This is a genomic window from Streptococcus sp. HSISS2, assembly GCF_000448665.1.
In the GTDB taxonomy this organism is placed as follows: Bacteria; Bacillota; Bacilli; order Lactobacillales; family Streptococcaceae; genus Streptococcus; species Streptococcus raffinosi.
Genome location: NZ_CM002133.1, coordinates 182330 through 200991, shown reverse-complemented (window position 1 = coordinate 200991; position 18662 = coordinate 182330). Strand labels below are relative to the sequence as shown.

17 protein-coding genes and 2 pseudogenes are annotated in these 18662 nt (G+C 40.9%); all 19 read right to left on the bottom strand.

Annotated features, from left to right (window positions below):
* Window positions 1-141: 141 nt before the first annotated feature.
* A pseudogene (locus HSISS2_RS01030) lies at window positions 142-1079 on the bottom strand (AEC family transporter).
* Window positions 1080-1238: 159 nt separating this feature from the next.
* Entirely contained in the window at window positions 1239-2051 is an 813-nt protein-coding gene (locus HSISS2_RS01025) for a metal ABC transporter permease (protein ID WP_021144932.1), read from the bottom strand.
* A complete protein-coding gene (locus tag HSISS2_RS01020; protein ID WP_021144931.1) occupies window positions 2044-2751 on the bottom strand; it encodes a metal ABC transporter ATP-binding protein in 708 nt (235 codons plus the stop codon). Before HSISS2_RS01020 ends, HSISS2_RS01025 begins: the two co-directional genes overlap by 8 nt.
* A gap of 1 nt (window position 2752) precedes the next feature.
* Window positions 2753-3196, bottom strand: coding sequence for a zinc-dependent MarR family transcriptional regulator (locus HSISS2_RS01015; RefSeq protein ID WP_021144930.1), 444 nt, complete (start codon window positions 3194-3196; stop codon window positions 2753-2755).
* Window positions 3197-3356: 160 nt separating this feature from the next.
* Complete coding sequence (gene dusB, locus HSISS2_RS01010; RefSeq protein ID WP_021144929.1) at window positions 3357-4334, bottom strand: tRNA dihydrouridine synthase DusB; 978 nt, start codon at window positions 4332-4334, stop codon at window positions 3357-3359.
* Window positions 4327-5193 carry an Hsp33 family molecular chaperone HslO gene (gene hslO / locus HSISS2_RS01005; RefSeq protein WP_021144928.1) on the bottom strand — a complete coding sequence of 289 codons (867 nt, stop codon included), beginning with the start codon at window positions 5191-5193 and terminating at the stop codon, window positions 4327-4329. Before hslO ends, dusB begins: the two co-directional genes overlap by 8 nt.
* 80 nt (window positions 5194-5273) lie before the next feature.
* Window positions 5274-5633: a hypothetical protein gene (locus HSISS2_RS01000; protein WP_021144927.1), complete on the bottom strand. Its 360-nt coding sequence runs from the start codon at window positions 5631-5633 to the stop codon at window positions 5274-5276.
* A gap of 121 nt (window positions 5634-5754) precedes the next feature.
* The gene (locus tag HSISS2_RS00995; protein WP_008535734.1) at window positions 5755-6693 is read right to left on the bottom strand and encodes an ABC transporter ATP-binding protein; all 939 of its coding nucleotides are present in this window, start codon (window positions 6691-6693) and stop codon (window positions 5755-5757) included.
* Between the two features lies 1 nt (window position 6694).
* A pseudogene (locus HSISS2_RS00990) lies at window positions 6695-7734 on the bottom strand (ABC transporter ATP-binding protein).
* A gap of 13 nt (window positions 7735-7747) precedes the next feature.
* Complete coding sequence (locus tag HSISS2_RS00985; protein WP_037609338.1) at window positions 7748-8782, bottom strand: ABC transporter permease; 1035 nt, start codon at window positions 8780-8782, stop codon at window positions 7748-7750.
* A gap of 7 nt (window positions 8783-8789) precedes the next feature.
* Entirely contained in the window at window positions 8790-9704 is a 915-nt protein-coding gene (locus tag HSISS2_RS00980; protein ID WP_004183834.1) for an ABC transporter permease, read from the bottom strand.
* 130 nt (window positions 9705-9834) lie between these two features.
* On the bottom strand, window positions 9835-11481 hold the full coding sequence (locus HSISS2_RS00975; RefSeq protein ID WP_004183835.1) for a peptide ABC transporter substrate-binding protein: 1647 nt from the start codon (window positions 11479-11481) through the stop codon (window positions 9835-9837).
* 283 nt (window positions 11482-11764) lie between these two features.
* A complete protein-coding gene (gene sufB / locus HSISS2_RS00970) occupies window positions 11765-13183 on the bottom strand; it encodes a Fe-S cluster assembly protein SufB (protein ID WP_004183836.1) in 1419 nt (472 codons plus the stop codon).
* A 40-nt stretch (window positions 13184-13223) separates the two neighbouring features.
* Window positions 13224-13658: a Fe-S cluster assembly sulfur transfer protein SufU gene (sufU, locus tag HSISS2_RS00965; protein ID WP_021144924.1), complete on the bottom strand. Its 435-nt coding sequence runs from the start codon at window positions 13656-13658 to the stop codon at window positions 13224-13226.
* Window positions 13645-14877, bottom strand: a complete 1233-nt coding sequence (locus HSISS2_RS00960) for a cysteine desulfurase (RefSeq protein WP_008535728.1) — start codon at window positions 14875-14877, stop codon at window positions 13645-13647. Before HSISS2_RS00960 ends, sufU begins: the two co-directional genes overlap by 14 nt.
* A gap of 53 nt (window positions 14878-14930) precedes the next feature.
* The gene (sufD, locus tag HSISS2_RS00955; protein ID WP_021144923.1) at window positions 14931-16193 is read right to left on the bottom strand and encodes a Fe-S cluster assembly protein SufD; all 1263 of its coding nucleotides are present in this window, start codon (window positions 16191-16193) and stop codon (window positions 14931-14933) included.
* Between the two features lie 36 nt (window positions 16194-16229).
* Window positions 16230-17000 carry a Fe-S cluster assembly ATPase SufC gene (sufC, locus tag HSISS2_RS00950; protein ID WP_021144922.1) on the bottom strand — a complete coding sequence of 257 codons (771 nt, stop codon included), beginning with the start codon at window positions 16998-17000 and terminating at the stop codon, window positions 16230-16232.
* Between the two features lie 157 nt (window positions 17001-17157).
* Window positions 17158-18315: a glycosyltransferase family 4 protein gene (locus HSISS2_RS00945; protein WP_021144921.1), complete on the bottom strand. Its 1158-nt coding sequence runs from the start codon at window positions 18313-18315 to the stop codon at window positions 17158-17160.
* Between the two features lie 3 nt (window positions 18316-18318).
* Window positions 18319-18662 (bottom strand): adaptor protein MecA (locus HSISS2_RS00940; protein WP_021144920.1); only part of this gene is annotated, 344 nt, incomplete at its 5' end.

Genomic DNA, 18662 nt, shown 5'->3' with positions numbered 1-18662 from the left:
TCCTACTTTTGATGCAAACGTTTGCATACCTTATGTAATTATTATAGCATCTTTTACTGATTTGTAAAGCGCTTTCCTTAACTTTTTTTGATTTTTTTAAAAAAGTTAAAACCCCAGTAAAACCGGGGCTTTTGATACGTATTAAGCCATCAAAACCATGAGAATAGGAATCACCACCATGGTTGCAAGTGTTGTCTCCGTCACCATGACTGCAGCGTAATCACTATCTGCTCCGTAGAGTTTGGCAACCACAGGTGCATTGGTCATAACAGGCATAGCAGACTGGATGATAAAGACTTGCTTCATCAAAGTTGGTAAGGGCGACCAATAAACGATGACAGCCATCAAAAGCGGGGCAACCACAAAGCGACCAAGCAGAATTAAGACTTGATCCTTTTTAAGAGTCAGTTGCTTCACACCTGCATTGGAGACCGACAAACCGATAAATATCATAGATAAGGGGGTAGTCAAACTGCCTAGATACTGCAAATCACTGGCTAGAAAAGCAGGGAGGTTAATATGTAGAATAACGATAAGAAGCCCCAGCATAAAGCCCATCAAAGGAGGTGAAAACACCTTTTTCAAGCTTGTTTTTAGGTCAAACTCAGCTTCTCCTTCACCATCACGCTGGATGAGATAGGTCCCCAAGGTCCAGAAAAAGGTCGTATTACACATGTAATAGATCAAAACATAGGGAATACTAGCATCTCCAAAAAGGGCCTGATTGATGGGAAGCCCCACGAAAATCGTATTGGAATTAAAAACATGGAAATAAAGAGGCCACGGCGGTCCTTTTTCACGGCAAAAATCCTAGCCACGGCTGTCGCAATACCAAGTAAGATAACCATAGATAGCGCTGGAAAACGTAAATCTGGCAACATTTTTAGGAGGTCAGCCGCTGTGAAACGTTGCGTGATGGTATAAAGCATATAGCAGGGCAAAGCAATTTGAGTAACCAACTTAGCGATTAGACCACGCGACTTGTCATCAAACCAGCCCTTCTCACCCATGACGAAGCCCACTAAAATCATACCCAAGATGACTAGGATTCCAGATATACTTGTTAAAAAGATTTCCATGTTTTCTCCTTTTTATTATTTTTATGAGGGAATGATAGACATTAACAAATAGCCAATGGGGTTGTTTGACTACATTTAAAGTCTTTTTCAAACAATATCTCAAAAACTACTTTAGTATATCACAAAAAGAACTTGATTTCTCAAGCTCTTTTCTTCTATTTATTCTGCTTTTAAAAGGGGTTCAAAGATTGATACCAGTCCAAAGAAAGCAATGAAGATCAATGTGATGGTCGCACTTGCTGGCGTTTCCCAATAATAGGAAATGAAGATACCAGAGAGCATACCGACCAATCCAATACCAATGGCCCAAAAAATCACGGATTTGAAGGTTTGACCGATTTTCATGCCAATCGCTGCTGGAAGAATCATAATAGTAGAAACCAAGAGCGATCCTGCTGCTGGAATCATCAAAGCAATGGCTACTCCGGTTACGATATTGAAGAGGAGAGACATAAGACGTACTGGTAAGCCATCGACATGAGCAGTATCCTCGTCAAAGGTCAAAAGATACATAGGACGAATAAAGAGTAAGGTCAAGACCAGTACAATCGCCGCAATCACAAAGAGGGCACGCACCTGTTCGGAGCTAATGGTGATAATAGATCCAAAAAGATAGCTATCTAGGCTCATGCTACTGCTACCCGCCTTGCTACTGATAATCAAGGCTACAGCCAAGCCCATAGACATCAGGATAGCCGTTGAAATCTCCATATAGTGCTTGTAACTAACCCTTAGATACTCTAGGACTAGAGCAGCAATCACCACAACCAGCAAGGTGGTCCAAGTAGTTGATTGCCCCAAGAAAATTCCCACAGCCACCCCAGCTAAAGAAACGTGACTCAAGGTATCACTCATCAAGCTCTGACGACGAAGAATCAAAAAGAGTCCCAAAATAGGTGAAAAGATACTGATAGCGATGACGGCGAGAATAGCACGCTGCATAAAATCATAGGTTAATAATTCACTAATCATGTTTGTGCCCCTCTCCATCTTTTTCATGGACGTTAAAACAACGCCAAGGCAATTTCTGATTACGAACCAGATGGATATTACGGTCCGTGTATTCCTTGACCTCTTCTGGGTCATGGGTAATCATCAAGACAGACTTACCATGCTTATGAGCTGAGTGGTGCATAAGTTCATAGAAGGTATTGGCTGTTCCTGCATCCATCCCTGTCGTTGGTTCATCCAAGACAAAAATATCTGGATCTGAAGCGAAAATACGAGCAATGACAGCACGTTGCTTTTGCCCACCTGAGAGATGTCCAATCTGCTTGTGACGATTATCCCACATACCAACAGATTCTAGAGCACGTTGAACATGCTCTAAGTCATGTTTGTTCAAACGACGGAACCATCCCTGATGGGGGTAACGACCTGACTTGACAAACTCATAAACGGTACTTGGGAATCCTGCATTAAAGCTGGCAATTTGTTGTGGTAGATAGGCCATTCGAAGCTTCTTGCCATCTTTGTTAGTATCAGAAATCGTCACAGTCCCCTTCTTAGGTTTGAGAATACCCAGGGTTGCCTTGATAAGCGTTGATTTGGCAGCACCATTTTCCCCAGTCAAGGTCACAAATTCTCCAGAGTCCAAGTGATAGTGAATATTATCCAGAACGGGCTCCGCATCATACTGGAAGCTCAGTCCTTCAACTGTAATATAACGCATCTTATTCCTCGATTTTTTCTTCTAATTTCGTCAAGAAACGCCCTATAATCTGACGTTCTTTACTATCGAACTGCTCCAATACAGAGCGATAGACACCTAACGTTTCTTGGTGGTGTTCCTCATGCTCCTGGGCAATGGGTTGAGCCTCTTGTGTCAGGACAAAGTAGGTCACCCGTCCATCATCCTTATCCTTCTTGGCCTCCAACATTCCTTCCTTGACCAAGGTCTTAACAGCCTTAGTAACAGCAGCCTGACTGACATTTAAGGTCTTTGCCAGCTCCGAATTGGTCTTGCGACCCTCAGCCAAAAGCATCAGAATATGTTCCTGAGTATTAGTCAATTTAACTTGACTACGGCACTGCCCAATAAGGAGCTCATGCTGATTTTCAGACTTGAGCACGATTTGATTAATCAATTGATTGACTTGTTCTTCTAGTTCTAGCATTGCTTTCTCCATTTACTTAACCAGTTAATTATATCGAAAATACAGAGGTTTTGCAAGGGAGGACGAAAAAAATTGGAAAAACTCTATCAATACTATTAAGGAAGAATAGACGGAAAATAAAAACCTAACCAATCTGGTTAAGTTTTCATCATATAGAAGCTTATCGCAAAGTCGCAAAGATTTCTTCAACCTGAGCCACAGACTCGGCACGTGAGACTTCGCCACGAACCTTAGCTGCTCCTGCTGTTCCACGAAGATAGTGCGGTGCCAGACCACGGAATTCACGGACAGCAATCATCTCACCTTTAAGGTCCACCAAACGTTTGAGGTGGTCTTCAGCGATGTCCAGCTTCTTATCAAATGGAAGTTCTGGCAACTCCTCTCCTGTTTCGAAGAAGTGGTTGATTTGCGTGAAGATATAAGGATTATTCATGGCTGCACGACCAACCATAACGGCATCTACACCAAGTTCTTCAATCATAAGTTTAGCATCTTGAACGCTACGAACATCGCCATTTCCGATAAACGGAATCTTAGTGATAGCCTTAGCAACACGAGCCAGAGTCTCATGATCACAGTGACCTGTGTACATCTGCTCACGGGTACGACCATGCATGGCAAGGGCAGAAACACCTGCGGACTCAGCTGCAAGAGCGTTTTCCACAGCCAAATCACTGTCTGACCAACCCGTACGCATCTTAACAGTCAAAGGAATATCAAGTACTGACGTTACTTCCTTGACAATGTGGTAAATCTTATCTGGATCCTTGAGCCACTTGGCACCAGCTTCATTTTTGACGACCTTATTGACCGGACAACCCATGTTGATATCAACAATATCAGCCTTGGTATTGGTCTGGATAAAGTCAGCCGCACGCTTCAAGCCCTCAGCATCACCACCGAAAAGCTGAATAGACATTGGATGTTCATTCTCATCGATATGAAGCATGTGGAGGGTCTTCTCATTATTGTAGAGGAGCCCTTTTTCAGAAATCATCTCCATCACCACAAGGCCAGCACCAAATTCCTTGGCAATGGTACGGAAGGCCGAGTTGGTCACACCTGCCATAGGAGCTAGCACTGTACGATGAGGAATCTCCACATTCCCAATCATGAAGGACGAATTAAGTTTAGTCATTGATGAGTTCCTCCAAGTCAGCTTCTGAAAATTCATACTTGTTTTGGCAGAATTGGCAGACGATTTCAGCACCGTGGTCCTCATCTTTAATAGCTTGAAGTTCATCCTTACCTAGACTCAAGAGAGCATTTTCAAAGCGTTCACGTGAGCAATCGCACTCAAAGCTAAGCTCCTCTTCAGACAAACGTTTGAAAGGCTCATCCCCATAAATGGCATTCAAGAGAGCTTCGATATGGTCATCAGATTCCAATAGTGTTGAAATGGCAGGCATTTCTTGGATACGTTTTTCATAACGAGCGATTTCTTCCTCGGTGGCTCCTGGCAAAACCTGAAGCATAAAGCCACCAGCAACCTTGACCTTGTCCTCCTCGTCGAGAAGTACATTAAGACCAACAGCAGATGGTGTTTGCTCAGATTCTGTCAAATAGTAGGCAAAGTCTTCACCGATTTCACCAGAAATAAGTGGTGTTGATGACGTGTAAGGATTACCAGTTCCATAATCGATGATTGAAACAAACTGACCTTGTCCCATGAAAGGACCGACTAAGACTTCACCGGTCGCTGTTTTCTTGATGTCTACACCTGGATTTTGGATGTAGCCCTTAACATGCCCCTTGGTATCGGCTACAGAGATGATATGTCCAAAAGAGCTGTTTCCGATAACCTTTACCGTAATCTTGCTATCACCTTTTTGGTTAGCAGCCAAGATTTGATTGGCAATAAGGGTACGCCCCAAAGCGACTGTTGATGATGATAATGTATTGTGTTTTTCTTGTGCGGCTCTAACTGTTTCAGTGCTATCAAGAACGTAAGCACGGAAAGAACCTGATTCTGAAATTGTTTTTATTAATTTATCCATAGTGACTCTATTATAACACAAAAAAGAGGGTGGAAAAGTCGTAAACGCTTGGCGTCTCCTCTCCCACACTCTCTAGCAAATTACCATGAAAATTCTGAAAGTTTAGCTTTCCAGTCCATTATTTGGCGATTATCCAGTTGATGTTTTTCCCTTATTAATGGCGGTAAATTCTCCAAATAATCAATATAAACACTCACCAAAAGCTTATAATCATTAGGTGTCAAACGTTTGAGTTGACCATGGACAAATTCAGTTGCTTGACGGTATTTGGAACGAAGCACCAAATCATCAATGTAGTCATTCCCACTTACCATTTGACCATTTTCATCTTCGACCTGACCCAAATCAATATCCAGACTCTCAAACTTAAAAACCTTACTGACGACGTTGGCTGTCCCACGAATCTGATTGAGCAACCAGTCGTTATTATACACTCCCATGTTAGTCCCCTTTCACTATTGCTGTATCACCTTTATTATACTGTTTTGCCTATGTATTGTAAACGTTTGCTCACCTAAAAATAAAAAGGAGGCGACTAAGGAATCACCACCTTTTTACGGTTTAATTTGCCTTGGCTTCTTCTTTGTAATTTTTAGCCTCTGCTTCTGTAGCATAAACAAAATGTCCTGGTCGGATTTCATACATTTGTCTACTTTCTCCATCATTTTCAATAGAGGAATCGTAAATCAAATGTTGACGCTTACGCTCTCTTTCTGGATCTGGTTCTGGAATTGCAGATAATAGGCTCTTCGTATAAGGATGAATCGGGTTATGATAAATCTCATCTGCAGGTCCTACTTCAAGGAGTTTACCCCAATGCATTACACCAATACGATCGGATATATATTTAACCATTGATAGGTCATGGGCAATAAACAAATATGTTAATCCCTGTTCATGTTGCAACTTCTGCATCAAATTAACCACCTGTGCTTGAATAGAGACATCCAAAGCAGAAATCGGTTCGTCTGCTACGATAAAATGAGGATTAACCGCTAAAGCACGCGCAATACCAATCCTTTGGCGTTGACCACCAGAAAACTCATGAGGATATCTTGATAAGTGATCTTCATTTAATCCTACCAAATCAATGAGCTCTTTAACCTTGGCTTCACGTTCTTCTTTGGTTTTAGCCAATTTATGAATATCAATACCTTCAGCAATAATATCACGGATTTTCATGCGTCCATTAAGACTAGCTTGAGGATCTTGAAAAATCATCTGAGCTGTCTTACGGAATTCATGAAGGTCTTTCCCTTTTAAGCTTGATATGTCATTACCTGCAAAGGTAACAGTACCCGAATCAATATCATAAAGCTTTAAAATAGAACGCCCAATGGTTGTTTTACCTGAACCAGATTCACCAACTAGGCCAAAAATTTCACCCTCATAGATATCAAAGCTAACGTCATCAATCGCCTTAACTTCGTTTGATTTTCCTTTATTAAAAGTTAGAGACACATTTTTTAGTTCTACTAACTTCTTACGTTCTTGTGTCATCTTATTTCTCCTTCATCTTTGACCATTTTTCCCATCGTTTCAATATTGGTGAAGGAGGGGTTACTTTAGGAGCTCGTTCATCCAAGAGCCATGTTGCTGCAAAATGCGTATCTGATACCTTAAACATTGGCGGTTCTTCCTGATAATCAATATCTAAAGCAAAGGCATTTCGAGCAGCAAAGGCATCACCTTTAGGAGGATAAAGCAAATCTGGAGGAGTCCCTGGAATAGCTTCTAGGCTACCAGATTCTGTTTCTGTTGTAGGCATAGAGTTAAGAAGACCCCATGTGTATGGGTGTTGCGGATTGTAGAAAACCTCATCCACAGTCCCATATTCCACTATTTTACCAGCATACATTACCGCCACACGATCAGCCATCCCAGCAACAACACCCAAGTCATGTGTAATAAAAATAATGGATGAATCACGCTTTTCTTGGATTTTTTCATCAGATGAAGAATTTGTGCTTGAATCGTAACATCTAAGGCAGTAGTAGGCTCATCAGCAATCAAAATTTCAGGATTTGCAGCTAGAGCAATGGCAATTACTGCTCTTTGACGCATTCCCCCTGACCATTGGTGAGGGTAGTCATTTATATGTTCTTCGGCATTAGGTATGCCAACATCTTTCATTAATTGTAAAGCCATATCTATGGCTTCTTTTTGAGATACCTTGGTATGAAGCATGATAGGCTCAGCAATTTGGCGCCCAATTTTCATAGTAGGGTCAAGACTGGTCATAGGATCCTGAAAAATCATAGCAATATCATTTCCACGAACCTTAACCCAATCTTCCTCCTTCAAGGTTTGCATATCACGCCCCTTAAAGGTAATGTCTCCAGTTACCTTAGCGTTTTTGTCTGATAGACCCATTAGCGTCCTTGTCGTTACAGACTTTCCTGAACCAGACTCACCAACAATCGCTAGTGTTTCACCTTTTTTCAAGTCAAAATTGACATCACGAATCGCTTTTACTTCTCCAGCGTAAGTATGAAAATTAACATGGAGATTTTTTACACTTAAAATCGTTTCTTTCATCATTATTACGCTCCTATTAGTTTTCTTTGTTAGATTTAGGGTCAAATGCATCACGCAAGCCGTCCCCTAAAAGAATGAAGGCAAGAGAGATAAAAACAAGAGCCAAGGCAGGAATAACCACCTGATAAGGGTAGTATTGGAGATTTTCAGAAGCATCTGTAATCAACGAACCTAAAGAAGCTGTTGGTGGCTTAACCCCCAAATTGATAGCTGACAGAACCGCTTCGTACATAATAGCACTTGGAACAGTCATCATAATTTGAACAATAATGATACCTGAAATATTTGGTAAAACATGTTTAAAAGCTATCTTGAATTTATTTTCACCCAAAGCACGTGAGGCTAAAACAAATTCACGTTCTCGGTAAGATAGGGTCAAATTACGTACTTGACGCGCCATAGACGTCCATCCGACTATGGCAATTGAGATAATGATTGACAACACACCGCTACCCAAAAGAAGCCCTAACATCGTTACTATGACCAAGTTAGGGATAGATGAAATGACCTCAATAACACGTTGCATGAAGAGGTCAATCTTTCCACCTAAGAAACCTGACACCAGACCATAGGTCACTCCAATAATCAAATCAATTAAAGTAGCAACAATGGCAATTAAGAGAGAGATACGTATACCAACAATCACACGTTTCGCTAAGCTACGTCCCAGATTGTCAGTTCCCAAAATAAATTTATCGTCTTTTGGAACTGATTGATCAGAGTACACATCATTAGGCTCCGTATTACCTGAAAATACAATACTACCATTCCAGAATGGTAAGCTATCTGATAGTTTAGGTGGTAAATTACGATATGTCTTAACTTCATCACCATTAAAACTATTAGCATCCTTGGCATTAACAAAGAAATTTGAGCCAATTGAAAAGACCAGTAGAATGGCTAAAAACCAAAGGGATATGGTCGCCAATTTATTTTTTTTCAGACGTCTCCAAGCATCTTGTGTAAAAGAGAGAGTCGGTTTTTCAATTTTTTCTTGTGATTCAGTATTTCCAGCACCAACAAGTTTAAATAGTTGTTTTTCTTCCATGATACTCTCCTTACTTCAGACGGACACGTGGATCCACAAAACTAGTAATGATATCTGTCAATAGGATAGCTACCATAAGCATAACGGCATAAACGATAGTGGTTCCCATAATGACAGGATAATCTTTTGTTGGAATAGAGGTAACAAACTGTTGGCCAATTCCAGGAATTGAGAAAATCTGCTCTATGAGTGCTGAACCTGTTAAAATATTAGCAGCCATTGGACCGATTAAGGTAAGAACAGGAATCATTGAATTGCGATAAGCATGTCGATTACTAATTTGACGTGCTGTTAACCCTTTAGCCCTAGCTAGTTGAATATAATCAGTATTCATGGTTTCAATCATTTCACTACGGAAAAAACGGGTGACTTGAGCAAATACTGGAATAGCAAGAGCTAAAGTAGGTAAAATCGTTTGGCTAAATGAACCCCATCCAGATAAAGGAAGAACTCCCCACTTAAATCCAAGGTAATCCAAAAGCAAAAGACCAATAATGAATGAAGGTACTGAAATACCGAGTGTTGATAGCACGCTCAAGATATTATCAATCCAGTTATTTTTATTACGTGCTGACACTGCTCCTACAAAAAGACCAGACAATACCCCAACGACAAGGGCTTGAATACCCAGTTGCGCTGAAACTGCCAAACGCTGACTAATCATCATGCTAACAGGCTGATTTGCAGACTGATAACTTGTTCCTAAATCACCGTGCAGGACATTCCAAAGATATTGCAAATACTGTTGCCATACAGGCTTATCTAAGCCATATTGCTTATTCATAACCGCAATCATATCATTCGTTAATTTGGGATTATTGAATGGTGACCCCGGCATAACTTGCATTAGGAAGAAAGATAGAGTGACAACCACCCATAGGGTAACTAGCAAAATAGCTATCCTTTTCAATAAATATTTCGTCATAAAATTTCCTTTATGTAACAACGAAAGAAGCTGGGACTAAAGCCGCCAGCTTCTTAGTTCATTTTGCGATAAACGTACATACAGTAGCTGATGAATGTTCTACTTTACTCTGTCATTATAATGATAGCAACTATTTATCTTTATAAGCATAGGTGAAGTCAACATCAAGACCAGTTGAGTTACGTACAAGTCCTTTGATTGAAGGATTTTGCAAGCCTTTTGTAAATCGGAAGTAAATCGGATTATACATCGCTTCATCATAAAGTGCTTTTTCAGCAGCTTTATAATCATTTGCAGCGGCTGTTGGATCTAATGCATCCGTTGAAATAGCTTTTTCATAGGCTGCGTCATATGTAGAGCTATTTGCCTTACCATAGTTATAAGCGGAATTTGAAGTGAACAAGCTATAGAATGTTGATCCTTCTGGATAGTCACCACCCCAAAGAACAAGAGCAACATCAAAGTTTTGATTCTTAGTATCTTCAAGACGTTGTTTAAATGTCACAAATTTTTCTTCAACAGTCAAACCAGGAAGAGCTTTTTCCCAAGTTTCTTTAATGTAATCAACTGCAGCTTTAGAAACAGGTGAATCTGAATCTGCTGTAATTGTCAATTTCAAGTCACTTAAACCAGCTTCAGCAAGACCTTCTTTGAAGAGCTTAGCTGCTTCTTCCTTGTTATAGCTATAGCCAGGTGCCACATATTTAGATAAATCAGTACCATCAGGTAATTTTTCCAATCCAGTAGGTGCAAAACTAGTTGCTGGGACTGAACCTGTATCAACCGCAGCTTCGACAATACCTTTACGGTCAGTAGCAAGGTTGAGAGCTTGACGGATTTTAAGATTATCTAGACCTTTAACTTTACCAGTTTCATTATAGGTCATATAACTTGTTGTTGCTTCTGGAACTGTAACAACATCTTTGTTTTTCTTATTGGCATTAAAAATAGCAGACGTATTTGAAATATTTGCAAAGTCAAGTTGACCTTGTTTATACATTTGGACGGCTGTATCAGGTTTTTTAACCGTTTGAATATTGATTGTCTTTGTTTTAACGTGCTTAGCATCCCAGTAATTGTCATTTTTGACAAGTTTGAAGCTACCGCTTGTACCATTCCAATTTTCAACTTTAAAAGGTCCAGAATAAATTTGTTTATCAGACTTCGTTCCGTATTGTTTTCCAGTCTTTTCTACAAATTCCTTATGTTGTGGAACAAAGTTTGAGAATGACAAAAGACTCTTGAATTGTGGAGAAGGATTTGACAAAGTAAAGATAACTTTATTTCCTTCAGCCTTAACACCCAATTCATCAACGCTCTTCTTACCAGCAATAATGTCTGCAGCATTAACAAGGTGAGAATCTGAAGCAAGGTAAGCATACTCAGAAGCTGTAGCGGGATCAACCATACGTTGCCAAGTATAGACAAAGTCCTCAGCAGTAAGCTTAGTACCATCTGAATACTTCAAGTCATCTCTAAGAGTCGCTGTATAAGTCAAACCATCGGCTGACACATCAACTTTTTTAGCCAAATCAGGTTGCAACTTTCCATCTTTATCAACACGAAGCAAGTTACTTTCTGAGTTCCCAAGCGCCAAGGCTGAATAGTGATCTGTATTTTTAGAAATATCAAGGGTCAATATTTCAGTAGGGGTGTACCAGTTAATTTCATCTTTACTTGAGGTTGATTTTGAGCCACAAGCAGCAAGAAGTGTTGCAGAAGCTAAAGTAATTACTCCAACGGCTACAATACTCTTAAAGTTACGTTTCTTAATCATAATTATAAGAAACCTCCTCCAATAAAAAATTTACTTTCGTGTATAATTATACCTCAAAATAAGCTAAAGTAAAGACGTAATTCTTAATAATTCGACAATTCAGTCATTTTTGTCTTTAAAAAGACTCGAAATATCCCAAAAATGATGCATTTATAGCTCTTGCTTCGCTATACATAGGCGATTTACAATCAATGCCAACAAAAAAGGCTAAGATGCATATCTTAACTTTTTTGTTTTGAACTAAATTCTCAGTTTACTCTGTATTTATACACAAGCTTACTTCTTACCCAACTGATCCTTCCATTTCATAACTAATCAAGCGGTTAAGCTCAACAGCATATTCCATTGGAAGTTCTTTGGTAAATGGTTCTACAAATCCCATGACAATCATTTCAGTAGCTTCTTGTTCGGAAAGACCACGACTCATGAGATAGTAGAGTTGCTCTTCAGAAATTTTAGAAACTTTGGCTTCGTGTTCCAAAGCCACTTGCGAGTTGTGAATTTCATTAAATGGAATCGTATCTGACTTAGATAAATCATCCATCAAGATCGTGTCACATTCAATGTGAGAACCAGATTTCTTAGAGTCCTTATTGAAAGTTACTTGGCCACGATAGTCAACCTTACCACCATTACGGGCAATTGATTTAGAGACAATAGATGATGATGTGTGTGGCGCATTATGGATCATCTTAGCTCCTGTGTCCTGGTGCTGACCAGCATTGGCAAAGGCGATAGAAAGCATAGTCCCACGCGCACCTTCACCATCTAGGTAAACTGATGGGTACTTCATTGTTTTCTTAGCACCAAGATTACCGTCAATCCACTCAACAGTCGCATTTTTCTTAGCAGTAGCACGTTTGGTTACCAAATTATAGACGCTATCTGACCAGTTTTGAATGGTTGAATAACGCATATAGGCTCCTTCAAGCGCAAAGATTTCAACGATAGCCGCATGAAGGCTGGCTGAAGTATAGGTTGGTGCCGTACAGCCTTCCACATAGTGAACGCTGGCCCCTTCATCAACGATGATGAGTGTGCGTTCAAACTGAGCCGTAGCTTCATTGTTAATACGGAAGTAGGTTTGAAGTGGGATATCTACCTTAACACCTTTTGGCACATAAATAAAGGTACCGCCTGACCAGAAGGCTGAGTTAAGGGCCGCAAATTTGTTATCTGTTGGAGGAACCAGTTTTGAGAAGTACTTCTTGAAGAGTTCTGGGTACTCTTTAAGAGCTGAGTCTGTATCCGTAAAGATGATTCCCAACTTATCGTACTCTTCTTTCATATTGTGGTAAACCACTTCTGATTCATACTGAGCCGAAGCCCCTGCTAGGTAAGCACGTTCAGCTTCGGGGATACCAATACGTTCAAAGGTTTCCTTGATTTTTTCAGGAACATCTTCCCAGTCACGAGCAGGTCTGTCTGACGCTTTTTGGAAATAGGTCAAGTCATCAAAGTCGATTTCAGAAAGGTCTGGTCCCCACTCTTGCATAGGCATTTTGTTAAAGGTTTCCAATGATTTCAAGCGGAATTCAAGCATCCACTCAGGTTCCCCTTTTTCAGCAGACATGGCACGAACCACGTCTTCACTGATTCCTTTTCCTGTTGAAAAGACTGGTGTCACATCATCATGGAAACCGTATTTATATTCCCCAAGATCAATGGGTTTTGGTTCTACTTTTTCATTTGTTTCAGTCATAGTATTTTCCTTTTTTAAAGGGTTGATTAGTTTTCTTATTTTAAAGCTCGCTTCTCTCTATAGCCTTTTTGAGAGCATTCCAAGAGAGGGTTGCACATTTGATACGTTGTGGAAATTTGGAAACTCCTGCCAAGAGCTTAGCTTCACCTAATTTATCTGTATTGATGTCATGTTCTCCTTGAATCATGAGCGAGAAAATTTCCGCCAGTTCTAAAGCTTCTGCCTTAGTCTTACCAATAACAGCATCCGTCATCATACTTGATGAGGCTGTCGAAATGGTACAACCATCGCCAGCAAAGGCAATGTCTTCAATCACGTCCCCATCAAATTTGACTGACAGATTGATAACATCTCCACAAGTCGGATTATTCAGTTGAAGTTGCTCCACATCAGGCAAAACACCATAATGGTGAGGGCTCTTAGAGTGGTCGGCCACAACAGCCATATATAAACTATCTAGTCTAGAGAGTGCCATTGAAAAACTCCTTCGTCGCAAGAATTGCCTCCACAAGCTTGTCACAATCCTCTTTGGTATTGTAAACATAGAAGCTTGCACGGGCAGCTGATGAAATACCTAAATGAGTGATCAACGGCTGGGCACAGTGGTGACCTGCGCGCACGGCCACCCCTTCATAATCAAGGGCAGTCGCCACATCATGGGGATGAAGTCCATCAATATTAAAGGCAATAACACCAGTATGTTGATTAGGATCTTCTGGGCCATAAACCGTCAAACCTTCAATTGCTTGAAGCTTAGGCAAAACATAGTCAACCAATTCTTGCTCGTAAGCATGAACATTTTCCATACCCAGGTTAGTGAGGTAGTCCACAGCAGCACCAAGAGCAATAGCTCCTGCAATATTAGGTGTCCCAGCCTCGAATTTCCAAGGCAGTTCCTTCCAAGTAGCTTCTTGTTCGTAGACGAAATCAATCATCTCACCACCAAACTCAATAGGATTCATCTGGTTGAGAATTTCTTCCTTGCCATAAAGCACACCAATTCCTGTTGGACCTAACATCTTGTGCCCAGAAAGGGCAAAGAAATCACAATCCAAATCTTGAACATCAATGGTCATGTGAGGGGCAGATTGGGCACCATCCACAACCATATAAGCCCCAACTTGATGGGCTAGCTGGGCAATCTCCTTAACAGGATTGATACAACCTAGAACGTTAGAAACCTGAGCCAGACTTACAAATTTTGTCTTTTCTGTAATCTTGTTGGTCAAGTCTTCCATATCCAACTGACCGTCTTTTAAGTAGGCATAGACAAGCTTAGCACCCGTCTTCTTACAAGCTTCTTGCCAAGGAATGACATTGGAGTGGTGCTCCATAATGGAAATAAGCACTTCGTCTCCTGGTTCAAGAACCTGCTCCGCAAAACGACCAACCCAGTTAAGACCGGTTGTCGTTCCACGTGTAAAGAGAACTTCTTTAGTTGTTTTCGCATTGATAAACTGACGTAACTTTTCACGACTAGCTTCGTAAGCAGCTGTTGCACGCTCTGCCAAGGTATGCACGCCACGGTGAACATTGGCATTATCCTCATGATAATAGGCCATAAGGGCGTCTAGAACTACTTGAGGTTTCTGAGTCGTCGCTGCATTATCCAAGTACACCAAGGGCTCATCATTAACTACTTGATCTAAAATGGCAAAATCTTGTCGAATCTTATAGGCATCTAAAGTTGACATCTTATCTCCCTATCTAGATATATCATAAGTTAGACTATCTGTGTCGATAGTTCCTAACGTTTGTTTAGTTTGGTATCTGTTACAGAAATCATCTCGTCACGCACTTCTTTAACTGGGATTTCAGTGATAACTGCTCCCAAGAAGCCACGAATAACCAAACGTTCTGCAGTGTCTTGATCAAGTCCACGACTCATGAGGTAGTACATATCCTCTGGATCCACCTGACCGATTGAAGCGGCATGTCCTGCTGTAACTTCATTTTCATCAATCAAAAGGATTGGGTTAGCGTCTGAACGGGCCTTGTCTGAAAGCATGAGCACACGGCTTTCTTGTTGCGCATCAGCACCCTTAGCACCTTTGACAATGTGACCAATACCATTGAAAGTCAAGGTACCACGTTCTAAGATAACCCCATGTTGTAGGATATGACCCACAGAGTTGTTACCATAGTTAGTCACACGAGTATCAATCCCTTGAACCTGACGGCCAGATGAAAGTCCGATAACCTTAAGATTAGCATGGCTACCATCACCAATCAAGTCACTATCAAAGTCTGCAATGACATTACCCTCGTTCATAATACCAAGAGCCCAATCAAGACTCGCATCACGACCGATACGTCCTCGACGACTGATATAGGTTGTCACATTTTCACCCAAACGGTCAATGGCCGCAAACTTAACTTGGGCACCGTCTTGAGCAATAACTTCTACAGAAATATTAGCACTGGCTTTTTCAGTCGCTTCACCTAGGGTTTCAAAACGTTCAAGGTAAGTCAATTTACTGTTTTTACCAGCTATAATTAAAATGTGTTTGTTAAACGGAACATTTGAAATCCCATCTTGGTAGAAATAGCCCTCAACTGGCAAATCAACTTCGACATTATCTGGCACGTAAAGGACCGCTGCACTATTGAAGTAGGCATAGTTATAAGCTGCCAATTTGTCCTCATCATAGGCTACGGCCTTACCAAAGAAGGCTTCAACGACTTCTGGGATTTCCTCAAGAGCAGTTGTAAGGTCTGTGAAGACCACACCTTGGCTAATCAAGTCAGCTGGCAATTGTTCAAGAACAGTATTTGTTCCTACTTGAACCAATTTAGGGTTGTTTCCGAGCGCTGTAAAATCAGGCACATTGGCTGATGGTTCATTTTCAGTAAGCGTGCCATCACCGAGATTCCAACGATGGAATTTTACACGCTCAATTCTTGGAAGATCCAAGCTTTCAAGCTTATCAAAGGCTGCTTGACGAAGGTCTTGCAACCAGAGTGGCTCTGCTTTTGCTTGAGAAAAAGCGATAATAGATTCTTTTGACATAGGTTACTCCTTTTCTAGTTATTTCGAGTAACTGACTTAAGCTTCTTCGTGGTACTCGTAGCCGAGCTCTTCAGCGATTTTCGCATACCCTTCTTGCTCAAGACGAGCAGCCAATTCAGGACCGCCTGAAAGAACCACTTTCCCTTCCATCATCACGTGTACCACATCTGGAGTGATGTAGTTCAAGAGACGTTGGTAGTGAGTGATAATCATGGCACCAAAACCTTCACCACGCATGGCATTAACCCCTTTTGAAACTACTTTAAGGGCATCAATATCAAGACCTGAGTCAATTTCATCAAGAAGGGCAAATTTAGGTTCCAACATGAGCAATTGAAGAATTTCGTTACGTTTCTTCTCACCACCTGAGAAACCTTCATTAAGGTAACGCTCAGCCATTTCTTCACGCATACCAAGTAATTCCATTTTCTCATCCAATTTAGTGATGAAATCAAGGACAGAAATCTTATCCTCATCTTCTTTACCAGCGTTCATAGCCGCACGGATGAACTCAGCATTCGTAATCCCTGGAATTTCAGCTGGGTATTGCATGGCAAGGAAAAGACCGAGACGTGCACGTTCGTCAACTTCCAAGTCAAGGATGCTTTCACCATCAAAAAGGATGTCACCTTCTGTAACCTCATAGTTTGGATTACCCATGATAGCAGCTGAGAGGGTAGATTTACCTGTTCCGTTAGGACCCATGATGGCAGCAATCTCACCCGTTTTAAGGGTCAAATTGAGACCCTTCAAGATTTCCTTATCTTCAACAGAAACATGAAGATTTTTGATTTCAAGTACAGACATTGTATACTCCTTTTTCATATATACAGCGAGACTTAGCTCGCAAAATACCATTATTTTTGAAAACAGCATTGCTATTTTCTGGAAAATAGGAAACAAATTCCATCTTCCTTAATTAGAATCATTATAACAAAAAGCCATTACTTGGCTTTTCAAATGTTTATTTTTTTCGTTCTTGCTTCCATTTCAACATGGTCGCTTGACGATAGTCGCTATTCCCGATAAATTTCAAGAGATTAAAGAGTGGTGTCCGACCAACGCCCCAAATCTCAAGCCCTTCAATCAGAATTTCCATTCCCAATATCAAGCTTAACAGTAAGAGAATACCACCTAGACGGCTAGAAACATTGAGCAAGAGGGCAATCAATGAAAATAGGATAGCGATAGCATAGACTACTAGAACAGCTCCTCGATGAGTGAACCCCATAGCTAAAAGTCGGTGGTGTAAGTGCATCTTGTCAGCTTCCATAGCTGGACGCCCAGACAACTTACGACGGACAATGGCCACCACCGTATCTACAATCGGTACCCCAAGGATAATAACTGGCGATAAAATCGCTACAGCCGTTGCATTTTTCAAACCCTGAAGCGATAAGACACCAATCATAAAACCAATAAAGAGAGCCCCCGTATCACCGAGATAAATAATAGCAGGGTGATAGTTATAAGGGAAAAAGCCAACAATAGCCGCCACCAAGACAAAGATGGTCATGGTCAAGAAAATATCAGTATCATAGAGGAAGAAATAAGAAATTACCCCCATCGTCATAAGGGAAATGATGGAAACTCCTCCGACCAAACCGTCCAAACCATCAATCAGATTAATAGCATTGGTGATGGCAGTAATCCATAATACCGTTAAAATCAAGGTCAATACTGGCCCAAAATAAATCATAGGACCACCAAAAGGAATCTTAAAGCTATCAAATCGGAAGTCCGTAAAAGCCCACACGACGATTGCTCCGGTCATAATACCAATCATCTTAGGCAGAGGCTTTAATTCTAGAATATCATCAATAAAGCCTGTCAATGCGACGATAGCCCCCCCCACGACAACGGGTAGAATGTACCTAATATATGAAATATGCCAGATTTCCTTATGGATGACCATGGGCATGAACACCAAGGTTGATAATACAAAAGACAACAAAATGGCTAAACCACCTGCACTAGGCATTGGTTTTTTATTAATACGTCTAGCATTTGGATTGTCAACGGCTCCGACACGAAAGGCCAAAGAGCGAACTATAGGGGTCGTCACAACAGCGATTAAAAAAGCCCCAATCAAGACAAAAATATAGTTAATTGTCCAAGGCATATCTTAGCTCCATTTCGTTGCTTGTAATACCGGTAAGGCGTCCTCTTCCATCAAGATTATTGCATGCTCTTGTAGGTAGGCACGTGTGCGATCTGCCACATTTGCATATTCAAGGAAACGCGCATACATATTGTTCGCGTAGTAATCAGGCTCATCAGCCAAGTAAAGAAGGATCGTCATGTAGTAGACATCCCCAAGTTTATAAAGCTCAGAACCTTCAACAGGTATATCCTTCAAACCTTGCGTAAAAGTCACCACTTGATCAAAGTCAGAGAAGGCCAAGACATAGTGGGTATAGTCTTCACGAATATTTTCTTCAGCCACTTCCTTGGTAGGCTCTGTCATAG